Here is a 16382-nt window from a genome sequence, read left to right on the forward strand (position 1 = left end):
CCACCGGGGACGGGGAACGGCAGCAAACTGGGAGCCGTCGTTGGTCGTTGGCGAAGCTGAAACTTCGTTGCCGACCACACCAGATCTACTGGCCGTGTTTGTCCCGGACGCCGAATTCGTATCGCCGACTAGGCGAACGAAAGCAGACACCCACACACCGCAGGATTTCTGGGTCACGCATCTCGGGCTCTAGCCTCGGCTTCGTTCGCTTGGGCTGTCGTCGATTACTCCGATGCGGACGGGTTCGACAGTGGCATGAAACCTGACCGATAGACCTCGAAGATCGGGAGCAGCCTGCGAACCTTGAACGGCACGGACACACGCGTAATCCCGATTTCGGCATATTTTGACCACCTTGCGGTGCTAAGAATTCGACCAATTGACTGGTGCTTCTCAACCGCGCACCATCGACGAATTGATGAGGGAACATAGATGCGACGTTTCGCGCTTGGTCTTCTGGTCGTCTTGTCGCTTAGCTCGGCTGCGCGGGCGTGGACCAGCGATGAGCTGATGGACACCTTCGATGCGAGAGACCTCACGCCGACAGAGATCCGGTTTCTTCAGGCGGCAATGGCGATCAAGAATACCTATGTTGGAATGATCGACGGCAAGTGGGGCGCGCGCAGCACGCAAGCGTTGCAGGCCTTTATCCGCAAACGTGACCTGGATCTCGACCTCGAAAACCTGCCCAATATTGCGCCAGTCCTGCTTGCTCTCGACACAATCACAATTTTCGCTGACGAAGGTTGGTCGCGATACCATTTCGACTTTGCGGATCTCTCCTTCCTTTCGCCAGGGGAGACGATGTCATCGAGCGTCAGCGCCAATGGGCTCAGCTTGGATTTCAACGATTCCGTTTCGTCGCTCGCTATTTCACTGACGTCTGGCGATGTAGACAGGACGGTGGCCTTCCACCGATATGCCCTCGATAACGCAGTCTCCGCTCCTTACACTGTCCGCAAAGACGCTGTCATCATCACTTCCGCGCGGGTGACTGGTGGCAAGACGCTCTATGTGCGGTCCGACAAGATCACGAGCCGCGAGTGGTCCACCATCCTCGTCTCTGCCTCTGACCGCGATGCTGGACGGATGGCCGTGGTCACGGGCTCGATCCTACCGCATCGTGGCGGTGATCTGGATTTGCCCAAAGGGGGCGAGCTATATACCGGTTTGATGGCGTTCCTCGAGGATATGAAGAATTCTGACTCTGTCGCCGAAGGGCCCACGCCTGACCAGGGAACTGTGGCGGCCCGTCCGCCCTCTGCACCCGAGGAGAGCACGCAGGGAACTGGAACAGGGTTCGCGGTCTCGCCAAACGGAATGATCCTGACGAACAACCACGTCGCGGGGAACTGTAGCAAGATCACTGTCGATGGCTCGCCAGCGACAGTGATCGGAAAAGACGAAGCGTTCGATCTTGCACTGGTGCAGGTCGCAGGCGTGACCGATCTGCCGAGCGTTACGTTTGCCGAGCGTCCTGCACCATTGAATGCGGATGTAACCGTCGCGGGCTATCCTTTGACTGGACTACTCGGTGGTTTGAACGTCACGCGCGGCTCGGTCACCAGCGTGAAGGGGCTCGGAGGTGACGGGAGCACCATGCAGATTTCTGCCCCCGTGCAACCAGGAAACTCCGGCGGACCAGTCGTCGATGCACATGGGCAGGTGGTTGGTGTCGTCGTCTCGAAACTCGATGCGAAAGTAGTTCAGGACGAGATCGGGGACATCCCGCAAAACGTCAATTTCGCGATCCGCGGTGAGATCGCGAAGCTGTTCCTCTATCAAAATGGCGTCACTCCCGAGACCAGTGATCTGACCGAGCAAGTAGCGCTCGAGGATCTAGGTCGGAGGCTCAAGGATGTCACCCATCTCATCACCTGCGACTAACCGCAGCCGTAACGGGTCAAATCCGCGTGCAAGCCTACGCCAAATCCAGCGCCCCCAACCGCCATCTCGATGCTATCCACGAGGAGATGGGAGCGTGACTTCAGCCGCGTTTCAGCTCTCAGACGAACGTCACTTGAATGACCTAAAGAACGTCCAGGTGCAGTTGACCTTGTCCAGCATCATGACGCCGCGTAGGGACTTCGTCTGCTGCACCGCCGATGAACCCGCACAGGCCGCCATGGCGCGCATCGACGCCATGTTCGATGCAGTTCCGGTTGCCCAGAGCGGAACTGGATTGACATCAAGGCCCACTTGGACACGATGGAAGTGCAGAATTGAGCGAGAACCATGCTTGAAACCAATACCTATTCGATCATCAAAGTCCTCGAAAGCTCACGCCGTAAGCTCCTCGATACCGGCACGCGTAATCGCTTGGTTCACGTGAACCGAGAGAATAAGCGGGCGAACTGGCTGAGTATCATCAACGAACGCACCGACGATATCTATGCGCTCCTGCGTGATCAGTCGAAACGGATGCGCTTCAAGGCGATGGGCAAGGATAAATCGGACGCGAGCGAGGAGACGCTATTCGCGCTGCCCGAGGAGGATCTCGAGGAGGGCTCCGCTCGTTACACCGATCTCGTGATCGAGACTCCACTCGGCCCGGATGCGCTCGCGCGGCGGTTGTTGCGACTAGCCCATGATGCGCGCATTGCGGAAGAGGAGCAGGGGCTCAACATTCTCTACCTCGCGATGGGGTTTCTGAAATGGCGCGAGGCACCCAGTTCTGAGATCTGGCGCGAGGCCCCGCTAATCCTCTTGCCGGTGCGACTCATCCGTAACGAGCGCACCTCGACCTATGACGTCGTTGCGCGTGATGACGACATCACGACGAACCTACCGCTGCAGGAGCGGCTGCGTCAGGATTTCGGTATCGCCCTGCCCGAAGTTGAGGAGGGTGAAGGATGGGCTCCGGCACAGTATTTTGATCAAGTTGCGGAGGCGATCTCTAGCAAGCCAGACTGGTCAATCGATTGGGACGGGATGCTGCTAGGGTTCTTCTCCTTTGCGAAACTTCTGATGCATCGCGACCTTGATCCGGTGAGCTGGTCGGATGCGGCGCTCTCGGAAAACCCATTGCTGCAAGGGCTTCTGGCCGAAGGCTTTCCTGAAGACAAGCCGTTCTTCGGGGTGCAAGACAAGCTCGACGACATCCTCGATCCCGCACAGATCATTCAGGTAATTGACGCCGATGCTTCGCAGACGAAGGTAATCGAGGAGGTGCGCAAGGGCGCGAGCCTCGTCGTGCAGGGGCCGCCGGGCACTGGAAAGTCGCAAACCATCACCAATATCATCGCCGCCGCCGCGCATGACGGCAAAACGGTGCTTTTCGTGGCTGAGAAGATGGCGGCGCTATCGGTCGTGTATGACCGGCTTGTGAAGGTAGGTTTGCGCGATGTCTGTCTCGAGCTGCATTCGCGCACCGCCAACAAGAAGGCGCTGGCACAGGAGTTAGGGCGCACGCTGGCCGCCAGTGCGCGCGAGCTGTCCGCTGTGGGCGATCCCGGTCAGCTGCGTTTGACGCGTGATGAGTTGAACCGCATTTCGCGGCTGCTGCACACGCCAGTGGGGCCGGCGAGCGAAAGTCCCTTCTTGGCGATTTCCGAGATCATAGGGTTCATTGGTAAAGGTGCTCCAGCCCCCTCCATCGCACTCGACAGCCTTGAAACCCTCACGCGCTCAATGCGCGATCAGGCTGTTGATGCAATTGAACACTTCATTTCTGCGAGCAAGAGGGTCGGCGAACCTGAGGAACATCCTTTCCGAGGGACTCGAAATCTCGATTTGCAGCCGACGGATCTTGCCCGTCTCGAAAACGAGATAGATGACGCGGTAACCGCGATCGATGAATTGTTGGACCGGGCTTCGGAAGTCTCCGTCCGCCTTCACATATCCGCTCCGAAGACGCTCTCGAGTTTGACGCCGTTGGTCGAGAAGTTGAAGCGTCTAGATACGGCTCCACCGCAGGCATTGGCGCTTACCAAAGCACTCTTCGGAATCGAGAACAGTGACGAGCTGCGCCAGAAGCTGAAGTGCGGTCAGGATTGGGCTAAGACGAATTCGCGTTACGGCGGCAGTTTTCTGAAAACCGCTTTGGGGTTCGACCTTGCCGAAGTTACCAGTGCTCTGGTGGGCGTCTCTGGGGACAGGTTCAAAGGGCTCAATATAGAGCCTGCGCAAATGAACGACCAGCTACGCTTGATGCGCGAGGAGGCAGATCGAGCCTTGGAAGAAGTCCGCAGGGTTGCCTCCGACCTGTCCCAGCCGATGCCGAAAAGTTTGGTGGCGGTCAAGATACTGATAGGCGGCTTGACGCAACTCCAAAGTTTTCCACAAGGTAGCGAGCGTCTTGTCGCTCGCCTTTTCGACCACTGCGAACTGCTCCGTCTCGAGGAAAGCATCGCTGCAGGCCTTGAATGGTCGAAGGCCTTTAGGTCCCTAGAGGAAACTTTCTCCGAAGACGCTTGGGAGGCGAATGTCTCCGAAATGCGTGCGACGCTCATGCGCGGACGGGATTCCTTCTTTGCCCGGCTTTCCGGGGGATATCGTCGTGCGTCCGCTGCGCTTGCAGAGTTGCTGTCGGTGCCGCTGCCCACGTCGCCTGCAGAGCGGGTGAATCTGGTCGAAAAGCTCTCTGACGTGCAATCGAAACGGAGACATTTTCGTGATGACGAAGACTGGCTTCGAGAGATCCTTGGCTCCGAATGGCGCAACGATCGAACACCTTTCGACGAGCTCGAGGCTGCTCGAGTTTGGTTGAAAGAGGTTCGCGCTACGGAGGCTTTCGAAACAGTCGATGACCTGGAGCGAGCAGTCAAGCAAAGGGTCGCAGCGAAGAATGCTGTGGCGACACTGGAACGTGCGGTCGACGCACTGGAAGCTCGGATGGCCGAGTTCGATCGTAGTCTTGGTGTGTCGTTTTCGGCTCCTGAAGAGGACGAATTCGCGTCGCTCCGCGAAGGTCTCGAGGCGCTGGAGCGTTACAGGAACGCAATCATCGGCCTGTCGGGCTATCTTTCTGGCGCAGCCCCGACGACACCTGCTGAAAGTGGCATTCTTGTCAGGGCGCTTGGGGATCTGCAGGCGAAATATGTTGCCTTCACCGCGGTCGCGCCGGACCTTTCAACGGTGCTGGGACTAAGCTGGCGAGGCGAGAATACGGACTTTTCGGGAGTTCGCGATAGCGCCGAGTGGATCTGGCATCAACGGGATCTCGAAGAATTCGGCTCGGCGGAACATCTTGCGGAGGCGCTTTCCGAGCTGAAATCACCGGGCCAGATTGCCGAGGCAATATCTTCGCTGGCTGAGACGTGCCGTAGCTCTGTGTCTTCTCCGCTAAAACGCCTAGATCTCGATCTTGACGAGGCTGATCTCGAGGAAGGTATCGAGGGTGCTGAGATCGACGAAATCGCGAATGCGTTTGCCAAGATGCGCGGTGCGGTTTCCGGATATGGTGATTGGGCTCGCTATCAGCAGACCAAGCAACAGGTCTATGACCTCGGCGCTGGCGGGATCGAGCAGGCTCTTGCGGACGGGCGACTGAAGCTGTCCGGTGCCGTTGATGAGTTTCTATATGCTTGCGCCGAAGCGCGCTGGAACGATGCGCGCAAACGGGCGCCAGAGCTGAGTGCATTGCCGACGCTTGACCGACATGAGCTTGTGAGAGTGTTCCGATCTCTTGAGGCGGATCGGATTGCCGCAGCAAAGAACCTGATCCTATCACGTCATTTCGAGCAGTTGCCAAAGGGCACCATGGGCGAGATGAGCGTAATCCGAGGTGAAATCGCGCGCAAACGTGGCCACAAGCCAATTCGCTGGGTGATTAAGAACGCAGGCGGCATGGTGCAGCGGATCAAGCCGGTCCTGTTGATGAGCCCACTGTCGGTGGCACAGTTCCTACCGCCCTCCAGCGTGACATTCGATCTTCTTGTGATCGACGAAGCCTCACAGATCCGTCCTGAGGACGCGCTCGGTGTGATTGCACGGGCACGGCAAATCGTAGTGGTGGGCGATCAGAAACAGCTTCCGCCGACTTCCTTCTTTGATCGGCTGACCGACGATTCAGAAGATAACGAAGATGACGACGATACCCCGGTTGGCGCGACGGCTGCGGACATGGAGAGTATCCTCTCACTATGCGAGGCGCGCGGGTTGCGTGCGCGAATGCTTGAATGGCATTACCGGTCGCGCGACCCCTCGCTGATCCGGGTCTCGAATGCGGAGTTCTACGGTGACAAACTAGTGTTGCCGCCATCGCCACTGCAACTGGACGCGGACTACGGGATGAAGTTTACCCGCGTCCCTGGTGTCTATGCGCGGGGCGGAAGCGGGCTGGGGCGACAGGGCACCAACCGGATTGAGGCGCAGGCTGTGGTGAAGGCGGTGGCGGCGCATGCCCGCAAGTGGCCGGATCTGTCTCTCGGAGTGGTAGCGTTCTCCAAGGCACAATCCGACATGCTGACCGAGGTGCTCGAACTCGAACGCCGTATCGACCCGGTGCTCGACGCCTTTCTGCGTGAAGGACGTCAGGAGGATGTCTTCGTCAAGAACATCGAGAACGTGCAAGGGGACGAGCGTGATGTAATCCTGATCTCGGTCGGCTACGGCCCGCAGGAGCCGAACGGTCGCCTCGCTTCGATGAGCTTCGGCCCAATTAATGGGGAAGGCGGCGAGCGGCGGCTGAACGTGCTCTTCTCGCGCGCGCGGGTGCGTTGCGAGGTCTTTGCTTCCTTCGATCCGGGCGACATCGACCCCTCGCGTAGCTCGCGCGTTGGGCCGCGCGTTCTCAAGCGGTTCTTGGATTTTGCTAAGACTGGAATGATCGATGAGCGCGTTCTCACTGGGCTTGAGGCAGAGAGCCCCTTCGAAGAGGATGTAGCCGCGGCGATCCGCGACATGGGCTATCTCGCCGATCTGCAGGTTGGCACGGCGGGTTTCCGCATCGACATCGGCGTGCGCCATCCCGATCTGCCGGGACAATATCTTGTCGCGGTCGAATGCGATGGCGCAGCTTATCATGCGGCACTTTGGGCGCGAGAGCGAGATCGGCTGCGACAGGATATCCTGGAGAATCTCGGCTGGAAGTTTCACCGGATCTGGAGCACCGACTGGTTCCACCATCGCCCGCGCGAGATCGAGCGGCTGCGTGAGGCGCTAGATGCCGCGCATGCCGCGGGGGCAGAGGGGCATAGGGTAAAGGGTGCAAATTCCGGAGGGCGGGATTTGCCAGAGGACGTGGCGGGGACGAGCGACGATTCCGCGCCGCCCCTCGAGATCGGGCATCTTGAACTCACGGCGCCCGCCTATGAACGCTTCGACATGGTCGTTCGTTCCGCTGTCGAGCCTCATGAGGCCCCGCTCGCGCAGCTCGCAGAGCTTGTGAAGCAAATCGTGGATGTAGAAGGCCCGATCCATATCGACGAGGTGGGGCGGAGGATCAGTTCCGCCTTTGGAAAACAGCGCACTGGCAACCGCATAGTCGAAGCGACGCGGCGCGCTGTGAACCATCTACGGACGCTCGGTAGAGGTTTGCATGTGGAAGGCGATTTTCTACTGACAGATAGCCAGGTTCAGGAAGTGCCTGTCCGAGATCGCAGCGGTGAGGCCGGTAGTTTAATCAAAGCTGTCTATTTGCCGCCGATGGAGGTGCGCGCTGCTGCAAATCGAGTTGCAAAGGAGAGCGGAGAAATGCCGCCGGAGGAGATGGTCCGGGCAGTCGCGCGGCTTCTCGGCTTCCAGAGAGTCGGGCCCGACCTAGCGCAGGTCATCGGGGAGGTTTTGGTCGCTCGTTGAGGCAATGAGTATCTGGCAAAAGAAGATCCTGCCGGTGGTCAGACGGGGATGAGATCCATTGGTCAACGAATTCCGTAGAGCATGTGCTCTCGTTCTCGGCGGCCTTCCGGACCGCTGGCGGGATTTGCTCTGCAACCAAACAGTCACTCAGCCAGCCCGCCTAGTTCAGCTACAAATGGAGACGCTGCAGTCCAAACTATCTTCGCGTTGGGCGATGTTCCTCAGACTCACGGAGAGCCGTTTTGCCGCGGGGTGGGGCGCAGAGGGGGAGGGTGTGGCCCGGCGGGAGTAGAGGGGCGCTAAGCGGGCCCGTGTGGTGCTTCTAGGCACTGATGAACGCCGCCCAGTCGACCATCATCTGCCTGCGTTTGGCGAGCATGTCGCCACGGCGGTAGGCTTGTTCGACTGCATTGCCGACTTTGTGCGCGAGTGCCACCTCGGCCATATCACTAGGATACTCAGTCTTCTCGCTAACCCAGTCACGAAAGGTCGAGCGTAATCCATGGGGAACTGCGGGACGCTTCAGAACGGGGTCAGGCCACCCGACACGGTCTAACTTCGTCTTGTCCTCGTCCATGCGCCTCATCACGGCTGACAGGGTCATGTCAGACATCACGCCGTTCCGGCTCGATGGGAAGACCAACTCCGTGCCAGCCATGCGCGGCTGCGTGCGCAGAAGCTCCATAGCGGAAGGCGAGAGCGGCACCCGATGTTCGCGACGCATCTTCATACGCTCCGCGGGTATAGTCCAGATTTCACCTTCAAGATCGATCTCTTCCCAAGTGGCGAAGCGCACTTCTTGTGAGCGGGTAGCCGTGAGCGTCAGAAACTCGAGGGCGCGCGCAGCGAGGCCTTCGCGGGTCTTGAGCTCGGCGAACCAAGCTTGGACATCGCGAACTGGGAGTGCAGGGCGATGATGTTTGATTGCCGCCTTGCCCACGTCCGGCATGAGCTCCTTGAGGTTCGCCTGCCACCTAGCAGGGTTGTCACCGCCACGTAGGCCATGGACCGTTGCCCAGGATATCACTGCTTCAATACGTGATCGCACGCGCCTCGCGGTCTCGTGCTTTGTCTGCCAGATCGGATCCAGAACCGACTTGATGTCGGCAACGTTGATATCAACTAGGCGCTTCTTGCCGATGACCGGGACCACATAGGTATCGAGGGTGGAGCGCCACTGTGCGCGATGCTTCGGATTGCTCAGAGCATCGAGCTTGCCGCTGGTGAGGAACTGCTCGATGGCGTCTGCTAACGTGAGGGCGCGCGAGCGCTCAGCTGCGAGCCGCTGACGTTCCTGCGCGCGCTCCTCGATCGGATCGATACCTTCGTGGATCTTAGCTCGCATAGCGCGCGCAGCGTCGCGAGCGCTGGCGAGCGAGATGTCGGGAAAACCGCCAAGGCCGATGTCTCGTCGTTTGCCTTGCACCACGACGCGCAGTATCCACGATTTACCTGCACCGTCATTGATGCGAAGGTGCAGGCCGGGCACGCCCCCGACAGGGTGGAAGCCGGGAGTCGACAGTCGCTTCACTTCCAGGGCAGAGATCTCTTTGGCCTTCTTGGGCATTCTGTCCCAACATCCTTACCAACATAAAGTCTGCAATCGGATACGGTTGAATGCAGCTTGTTGCAAGTCACTTGGAAAGAAATTCCTTTGCAAACAAGATCTTTCCTAGGAATTTCGGGGAGGATGCAGCCGCCTGCCACTGCTTCTTTGCGGACACCGCTTCCGCCATTTTCCCATGGTATTGCCATCGCTTGTCAAAGCGGGCCGGCGGCGCGGGCGAATCGGATTGCCTGCCCCTGGCGGGCTCAGACCTCGATGATCTTGCAGCCTGCGGCGGTGCCCGAGGTCTTCAGCGCCTCGGGGAAGCTGCCGCCGCAGACGACCCGTTCCAGGGTGTCGATCCGCCCCCATCGGTGCGGTGCGGGGCGATTGATCTTGGCGTGGTCGATGACCAGGGTGCGTTCCCGGGCGCAGGCGGTGATCGCCTGCCGGGCACGGATTTCGTCCAGGTTGAAATCCAGCAGATCGCCGGTCTCGGACATGCCGCCGACCGAAAAGATGGCGTGGTCGAATTCCAGTCCCGCGAAGAATTCGACGCTTTCGGCACCGATGAAATCCAGATCGCGCAGGCGCACCTTGCCCCCCGCCAGCAGCACGGTGATCCGTTCGGCCAGCCGCAGCGCCAGCACGACATGGATGTTGTTGGTCGCGACTGTCAGCCCCTGGTGCCCGGTCAGCGCGCGCGCCACCGCCTCGACCGTGGTGCCGGTGCCAAGGGCGACGGTCGCGCCGTTCGGGATCATCGCCGCAACCGCCGCGCCGATCCGGTTCTTTTCGTCACGCGACACCGCCAGCCGCGGTTGATAGCTGATGTTCTCGGTCGCGGCGCAAAGTGTGGCCCCGCCGTGGCGCCGACGCACGATTCGCGCCTCATCCAGTGCGCGCAGATCGGCGCGCAGGGTTTGCACCGTGACGCCCAGCATGTCGGACAGGGCGGTCGCCGACAGCTCGCCATAGCTCGACAACAGGTTGACGATATGGTCGCGGCGGCGGGCGGTATCGCTTTTTTCCATTTTCTTTCGAAATCTAGATGTGTTGCGTCAGGCTATGCGTTTCTTGGGTGCAGGGCAATATTTTCGACCAGAAAACAAGATATTTATTGCTGTCATCTTGGCGTTACGCAGCAGGTGTAGCTAGCCCCCGAAGAGAGTCGCCTTCCCGCATATGGCTTTCGTTCGAAAATAGATGGAGAATCCGATGTCCCGTTCCCTGCTGGCGGCTGCTGTCGCTCTGGTGCTGCCCACGATGGCCGCTGCCGAAACGCTGACGCTTTATACCTCGCAACCCAACGAAGACGCGCAGACCACGGTCGATGCGTTCATGGCTGCCAACCCCGGTATCACGGTCGAATGGGTTCGTGACGGCACCACCAAGCTGATGGCCCGTCTGGCCGCCGAGATCGAAGCGGGGGCGCCGCAGGCCGACGTTCTGCTGATCGCCGATACGGTGACGCTGGAAGGTCTGGCGCAGGAAGGTCGGCTGGCGGCCTACAAATCGCCCGAAGATGCGGCCTATGACGCGGCGCTTTACAGCGCGGATGGCTATTATCATTCGACCAAGCTGATCACGACCGGCATCGTCTACAACACCGGCGCGCCCGCGGTCCCGACCTCCTGGGCGGATCTGGCCAAGCCCGAGATGGCGGGCCTGGTTGCAATGCCTTCGCCGCTTTATTCCGGTGCTGCGCTGATCCATCTGGCTACGCTGACCGGGACCGAAGGTCTGGGCTGGGAATATTACACCGCGCTGGCCGCGAATGGCACGCTGGCCGAGGGCGGCAATGGCGGCACCTTCAAGGCGGTGGCTTCGGGTGAGAAACCCTATGGCGTTCTGGTCGATTACATGGCGATCCGCGCCAAGGCCGAAGGGTCGCCGGTGGAATTCGTCTTCCCGGCGGAGGGCGTGTCCTATGTGACCGAGCCGGTCGCGATCCTTGCCGGAACCCAGCATATGGACGCGGCCGAGAAATTCGTCGACTTCCTGCTGAGCGAGGCGGGCCAGGATCTGGTCGTGCAGATGGGCTACATCCCCGCCCGCACCGGCGTGGCCAGCCCCGAGGGGTTCCCCGCGCGCGATGACATCAAGCTGATGAGCTTCGATCCGGCCAAGGCACTGGCCGAGAGCGAGGCCAACAAGGCGCGCTTCGCCGAGATCTTCGGCGTCCAATGAGCGTGTCGACTTTCGGAAATGGCAACAGCCGGTCGCTGGACCGGCTGTTGCCCCTTGTTCTGCTGCCTGTCGCGGTGATGGCGCTTGGGCCGGTTGTCCGGCTGCTGCTGGAAGGCATCGGCTTTGGCGAAGGGTTCACCACCGATCACCTGCGCACCGTTCTGGGGCGTGACAGCACGCGCACCGCGCTGATCCATTCGTTGCTGACTGCGGGGGGCGGCACCGTCCTGTCGGTGCTGATCGGTGCGAGCTTCGCCTTTCTGGTGGCGCTGACCGATATTCGTGCCAAGGGCGCGCTGGTGTTCTGCCTGATGGTGCCGATGATGATTCCGCCGCAGATCACGGCGCTGGCCTGGATGCAGATGACGGGCCCGTCCTCGGTGCTGCTGAAACTGCTGGGGCTGGCCCCGCCGCTGGGCAGCCCGCAACCGTTGCATTCCGCAGGGGGGATCGTGCTGCTGCTGGGCATCCAGCACGCGGCGCTGGTGTTCCTGACCCTGCGCGCCGGATTGCGGATGATCCCTGCCGATCTGGTCGAGGCGGCCCGGATGTCCGGGGCGGGTGCCGTCCGGGTCTGGGCGCAGATCGTCTTGCCGCTGTCGATGCCCGCACTGATCGCAGGGGGGGCGATGGCGTTTGTCACCGCGCTGGGCAATTTCGGGATTCCCGCGATGCTTGGCATTCCGGCGGGGTATTCGACGCTGCCGACACTGATCTATCAGCGGCTGGTGGGCATGGGGCCGGCGGTGTTGCCCGAGGTCGCGGTGCTGGCGCTGCTGATCGGGGCGGTCGCGATCGCCGGGGTTTTGCTTGGTCGTGTGATGCTGTCGCGTCAGGGGTTCGGGCTTGTGGGCCTGTCGGGCACGCCGCTGGCGCTGTCGCTGGGACGTGCGCGGTTGCCGGTCGAAATCGCGCTGTGGGCCTTCATCTTCGCCATTCTGGCGCTGCCCTTGATCGCGCTTCTGGCGACATCGCTGATCCCGGCCTATGGGGTTGCACTGAGCTTCGACACGGCCACGTTCAAGGCCTGGACCGAGGTGCTGTTCGTGCAGCCGGTGACCCGCCGTGCCTATGGCAATTCGCTGATGCTGGCGGTGCTGGCCGCAGCGATCCTGATGGCGGTCAGCCTGCCGCTCGCCTGGCTGATGGAACGCCGCCCGAGCCGCCTGAGCCGCGCGCTCGATGCGCTGATCGACCTTCCCTATGCGCTGCCCGGGGTGGTGCTGTCGATCGCCTGCATCCTGACCTTCCTGAAGCTGCCGTTCACCGACCTTACGCTTTATGGCACGATCTGGATCATCCTCATGGCCTATCTGGCGCGGTTCTTCGTCGTAATGCTGCGCCCGATTCAGGCGAGCCTCGCGCAGCTTGATCCCGCCATGGAAGAGGCCGCGGCCAGCGTCGGCGCGCGGCTGGGGCGCCGTCTGCGCACCATTGTCCTGCCGCTTGCGGCCCCCTCCGCCGCCGCCGGGGCGATCCTGGTCTTTCTGACGGCGGTCAATGAACTCACGGTCTCGGCGCTGCTGTGGTCCTCGGGGACCGAGACGCTGGGCGTCGTCATCTACAACCTCGAAGACAGCGGCGAGACGGTCATGGCCTCTGCGCTGGCCATGTCGATCGTGCTGCTGATCGTCGCGCTGATGGCGCTGGTTCAGATCAGCGCAAAACATTTTCCGAAAGGTGTCATCCCATGGCAGAGCTGACCTTCGACAATCTGACCAAGCGTTTCGACGCGGCGCCTGCGCTGGACCGGATCAGTGCCAGCATCGGGGCAGGGGAATTCGTCGCGCTGCTGGGGCCCTCGGGCTGTGGCAAGACCACGCTTCTGCGCCTGACGGCGGGGTTCGAACATCCCGACGCCGGGACAATTCGGGTCGGTGGTGACATCGTGGCAGGAGAGGGGCGTTTCGTGCCGCCCGAAGATCGCGAGATCGGGATCGTGTTTCAATCCTACGCATTGTGGCCGCACAAGACCGTGGCGCAAAACGTCTCTTACCCGCTGGAGGTGCGTCGGGTCCCGCGTGCCGCGCGCGAAGCCCGGGTGGCCGAGGCGCTGGACCTGACGGGGCTGCGCGATTTAGCCGGGCGGATGCCGGCGCAACTGTCGGGTGGGCAGCGTCAGCGCGTGGCGCTGGCCCGCTGTCTGGTGTTCGAGCCGCGCGCGGTCCTGCTGGACGAACCGCTGGCGAACCTGGATCTGGCGCTGCGGGCCTCGATGCAAGAGGTGTTCACGATGTTCCATCGCCGCACCGGGGCGACGATGCTGTATGTGACGCATGACCAGAGCGAGGCGCTGGCGCTGGCCGACCGCGTTGCGGTGATGCAGGCCGGACAGATCCGGCAATTCGCGGCGCCCGAGGTGCTGTATCGCGAACCGGCGGATTGTTTCGTGGCGGGGTTCGTCGGGGACGGCGCGGTGGTGCCCGCGCGCCTGACCGGCCGGGCCGAGGCCGGGCGTGTCCTGATCTCGGTTCTGGGGGTCGAGGTCTGGGCGCGCAGTGCCACCGCCACGCCCAGCCACGTCAGCATCCGCCCCGAGGCAATCGCCCTGTCGAACGACGGGGCGCTGCGTGCGCGTGTGATCGGCTGCACCTATCTGGGCGGGCGTTTCCGTCTGGAACTGGAAGCGGCGGGCGAAACGCTGGTGGCGTTCTCTGCGCGCCGTGCGGCGCTGGGCGAGACTCTGGGGGTCACGATCACCGACCCTTGGGCGTTTCGCGACCCCGAGGCCGAAACCCTGATTGCCCGGGTGCTGAGCCATGCGTGACATGCAGGCCGGCAGCGCGCCTTGGGTCGAGGTTCTGTCGGGGCTGGGCGAGAAGGGCCCGGCCTGTATCCGGCTGTGGACGGGGCGCGCGCTCTGGGTGCTGGATGTCGGCGCAGGCCCCGAGGCGACCTCGCCGTTCGAGCCGCACTGGCTCGAGGGGGCGGCGCGGGTGTTTATCACCCATGACCACGTCGACCATATCGGCGGCGCGGCCCATGCGATTGCGGCGGGCCTGCCGATCCATTGCACCGCGCAGACCGCCCGCGCCCTGCCGCCCGGCGCGGCGCTGCATCCGTTGCCCGAGGCGGGGCAGGTCACGGTAGACGGTGTCTGCGTGACGACCGGACGCAATGGCCATGCGCTGGGTGGGGTCTGGCTGCATTTCGCGCTGGGCGAAGGGCTGTTCTTTTCGGGGGACTGGTCCGAGGAAAGCACCTGGTTCGCCTTCGATCCCCCGCTCGAGGCCGGGACCGCGCTGATCGACGCCTCCTATCATCTGGATGACGTGCCGCAGGCGGCGCGGCTGGCGGCGCTGGACCGGGTGCTTGACGATCTGGAAGGGTGTCAGCTGCTGTTTCCGGTGCCGCCCTCGGGGCGCGCGGGCGAGTTGGCGCTGCATCTGATGCGGCGCGGTGATTTATCCCTTGATGACACCTGCCGGCAGGCGCTGAGGCGCGCGCTGGACAGCGGCGGTCTGAACGGGCGCGCGGCCGATCTGGCCCCGCTGCTGACGGGCGCTTTCGATCCGGCGGCGCGGTTTCTGATCTGCGATACGCCGAACGCCGATGCCGGCATGGCCTGGCAAATGGTGCAGGGCTGGCGTGATGCCGGGCGGCTGGGCCGCGACGCGGTGGTGGTCTTTACCGGGCACATGACCGCGCATGCCCGTGCCATCGCCGCACAGGGCGGGCGGTTCCTGCGCTGGAACGTCCACCCGCCGCTGTCCGACCAGATTGCCATGGTGCGGCGGCTTGGCGCGCGGCGGTTCGCCCCGCTGTTTTGCAGCCAGCCCGAGGACTACCTGCTTGAACCGCGTTTCGAGGCGGCATTGCTGCTGAACGAGCGGTGCGCGCTGTGATCGACCCGCGCCGTCCTTTCGTGCTGATCCGCCATGGCCAGACCGATGCCAACCGCGACGGCCTGATCGCGGGCCGGATCGAGGCGCAGTTGACCGAGGCGGGCCGCGCGGCCGCCCGGGCGCTGGCAGGGCGCCCATGGCCTGCGGCAATCGCGCTATTCATCAGCCCGCAGGCCCGCGCGCGCGAAACCGCGCTGCTGGCCTTTCCCGGCCGTATGCCGGTCATTCTTGGCGGGCTGCGCGAACGCGACTGGGGCCAGTTCGAAGGCCGCCCGATCCACGAGATGCCCGCGCGCGAGGCCACCCCCGAAGGGGGAGAGCCCTGGCCCGCGATGCTGGCCCGGGTCGGCGGGGCGATCCGGGCGGCCCAGGATCGGGCAGGGGCGGCATTGCCGGTGCTGGTCGCCCATTCCGGCGTGATCCGTGCCGCGCGCCAGCTGACCGGCGGCAGCGCCCACGGGCCAAGCCCGGCCAATACCACACCGCATCTGTTCCGCCCGACGGCGGCGGGCTGGTGCGAAGAGATTTTGACGGAAAAGGACAGGATATGGACTGCGTGATCTTCGACATCGACGGGACTTTGGCCGAATTCGACGCCGCGCGTCTGGGGCATCTGGTGCATGGCGTGCCCAAGCATTGGGATGCCTTCCATGACGCGATGGCCGAAGCCCCGGTGATCGCGCCGGTCGCGCGGTTGCTTGCACGGTTGCAGGCACAGGGCGAGGCGATCGTGCTGTGCTCCGGGCGCCCGGAAGGCTGGCGCGATCGCACCGCTGCCTGGCTCGATGCGGCCGGTATCCGCCACGATGCCCTGTATCTGCGCCGCGCCGAGGAAGACCACGCCAGCGACCCCGAGGTGAAACGCCACGCGCTGGCGCGCATTCACGCCGATGGCTATCGGCCTTGGCTGGTGGTGGATGACCGCAGCGCCGTGGTGGAGTTCTGGCGCGCCGCGGGGCTGACCTGCCTGCAATGCGCGCCGGGGGATTTCTGAGGCGGTTGGCGCACCAGCGTTGCAACCCCGGACAAAACCGGGCAGACCGCGGCAAGGCTTCGCTCGG

The 16382-nt window shown here is 62.6% G+C and carries 10 protein-coding genes; 8 read left to right on the forward strand and 2 right to left on the reverse strand.

The window, feature by feature from the left end; genetic code table 11:
* Positions 1-432 precede the first annotated feature (432 nt).
* Both P2G62_RS09410 and P2G62_RS09415 read left to right on the forward strand, forming a co-directional pair.
* The gene (locus tag P2G62_RS09410) at positions 433-1887 is read left to right on the forward strand and encodes a serine protease (protein WP_275734626.1); all 1455 of its coding nucleotides are present in this window, start codon (positions 433-435) and stop codon (positions 1885-1887) included.
* A gap of 348 nt (positions 1888-2235) precedes the next feature.
* Entirely contained in the window at positions 2236-7740 is a 5505-nt protein-coding gene (locus P2G62_RS09415; RefSeq protein WP_275734627.1) for a DUF3320 domain-containing protein, read from the forward strand.
* A gap of 322 nt (positions 7741-8062) precedes the next feature.
* On the opposite strand, the gene P2G62_RS09420 is transcribed toward P2G62_RS09415, so the two are convergent.
* Both P2G62_RS09420 and P2G62_RS09425 read right to left on the reverse strand, forming a co-directional pair.
* Entirely contained in the window at positions 8063-9307 is a 1245-nt protein-coding gene (locus P2G62_RS09420; protein WP_275734628.1) for a site-specific integrase, read from the reverse strand.
* 245 nt (positions 9308-9552) lie between these two features.
* Positions 9553-10320, reverse strand: a complete 768-nt coding sequence (locus P2G62_RS09425) for a DeoR/GlpR family DNA-binding transcription regulator (protein WP_275734629.1) — start codon at positions 10318-10320, stop codon at positions 9553-9555.
* A 184-nt stretch (positions 10321-10504) separates the two neighbouring features.
* Between P2G62_RS09425 and P2G62_RS09430 the strand changes: the two genes are divergently transcribed.
* The 6 genes from P2G62_RS09430 to P2G62_RS09455 are packed head-to-tail and all read left to right on the forward strand — an operon-like array spanning position 10505 to position 16315.
* On the forward strand, positions 10505-11476 hold the full coding sequence (locus P2G62_RS09430; RefSeq protein ID WP_275734630.1) for an ABC transporter substrate-binding protein: 972 nt from the start codon (positions 10505-10507) through the stop codon (positions 11474-11476).
* A complete protein-coding gene (locus P2G62_RS09435) occupies positions 11473-13179 on the forward strand; it encodes an iron ABC transporter permease (protein WP_275734631.1) in 1707 nt (568 codons plus the stop codon). The genes P2G62_RS09430 and P2G62_RS09435 overlap by 4 nt, the downstream gene beginning before the upstream one ends.
* Positions 13167-14243, forward strand: coding sequence for an ABC transporter ATP-binding protein (locus P2G62_RS09440; RefSeq protein WP_275734632.1), 1077 nt, complete (start codon positions 13167-13169; stop codon positions 14241-14243). The genes P2G62_RS09435 and P2G62_RS09440 overlap by 13 nt, the downstream gene beginning before the upstream one ends.
* A 1-nt stretch (position 14244) precedes the next feature.
* Entirely contained in the window at positions 14245-15321 is a 1077-nt protein-coding gene (locus P2G62_RS09445; RefSeq protein WP_275734675.1) for an MBL fold metallo-hydrolase, read from the forward strand.
* A complete protein-coding gene (locus tag P2G62_RS09450; protein WP_275734633.1) occupies positions 15309-15881 on the forward strand; it encodes a histidine phosphatase family protein in 573 nt (190 codons plus the stop codon). The genes P2G62_RS09445 and P2G62_RS09450 overlap by 13 nt, the downstream gene beginning before the upstream one ends.
* The gene (locus P2G62_RS09455; protein WP_275734634.1) at positions 15869-16315 is read left to right on the forward strand and encodes an HAD family acid phosphatase; all 447 of its coding nucleotides are present in this window, start codon (positions 15869-15871) and stop codon (positions 16313-16315) included. Before P2G62_RS09450 ends, P2G62_RS09455 begins: the two co-directional genes overlap by 13 nt.
* Positions 16316-16382: the final 67 nt, after the last annotated feature.

The sequence above is a fragment of the Paenirhodobacter sp. CAU 1674 genome (assembly GCF_029222945.1).
Lineage (GTDB): Bacteria > Pseudomonadota > Alphaproteobacteria > Rhodobacterales > Rhodobacteraceae > Rhodobacter.

What these genes read in the sequence shown, in the direction of transcription:
- P2G62_RS09410 (WP_275734626.1), top strand. Translation starts at nt 433, where the DNA reads ATGCGACGTTTCGCGCTTGGTCTTCTGGTCGTCTTGTCGCTTAGCTCG.
- P2G62_RS09415 (WP_275734627.1), top strand. Translation starts at nt 2,236, where the DNA reads ATGCTTGAAACCAATACCTATTCGATCATCAAAGTCCTCGAAAGCTCA.
- P2G62_RS09420 (WP_275734628.1), bottom strand. Translation starts at nt 9,307, where the DNA reads ATGCCCAAGAAGGCCAAAGAGATCTCTGCCCTGGAAGTGAAGCGACTG.
- P2G62_RS09425 (WP_275734629.1), bottom strand. Translation starts at nt 10,320, where the DNA reads ATGGAAAAAAGCGATACCGCCCGCCGCCGCGACCATATCGTCAACCTG.
- P2G62_RS09430 (WP_275734630.1), top strand. Translation starts at nt 10,505, where the DNA reads ATGTCCCGTTCCCTGCTGGCGGCTGCTGTCGCTCTGGTGCTGCCCACG.
- P2G62_RS09435 (WP_275734631.1), top strand. Translation starts at nt 11,473, where the DNA reads ATGAGCGTGTCGACTTTCGGAAATGGCAACAGCCGGTCGCTGGACCGG.
- P2G62_RS09440 (WP_275734632.1), top strand. Translation starts at nt 13,167, where the DNA reads ATGGCAGAGCTGACCTTCGACAATCTGACCAAGCGTTTCGACGCGGCG.
- P2G62_RS09445 (WP_275734675.1), top strand. Translation starts at nt 14,245, where the DNA reads ATGCAGGCCGGCAGCGCGCCTTGGGTCGAGGTTCTGTCGGGGCTGGGC.
- P2G62_RS09455 (WP_275734634.1), top strand. Translation starts at nt 15,869, where the DNA reads ATGGACTGCGTGATCTTCGACATCGACGGGACTTTGGCCGAATTCGAC.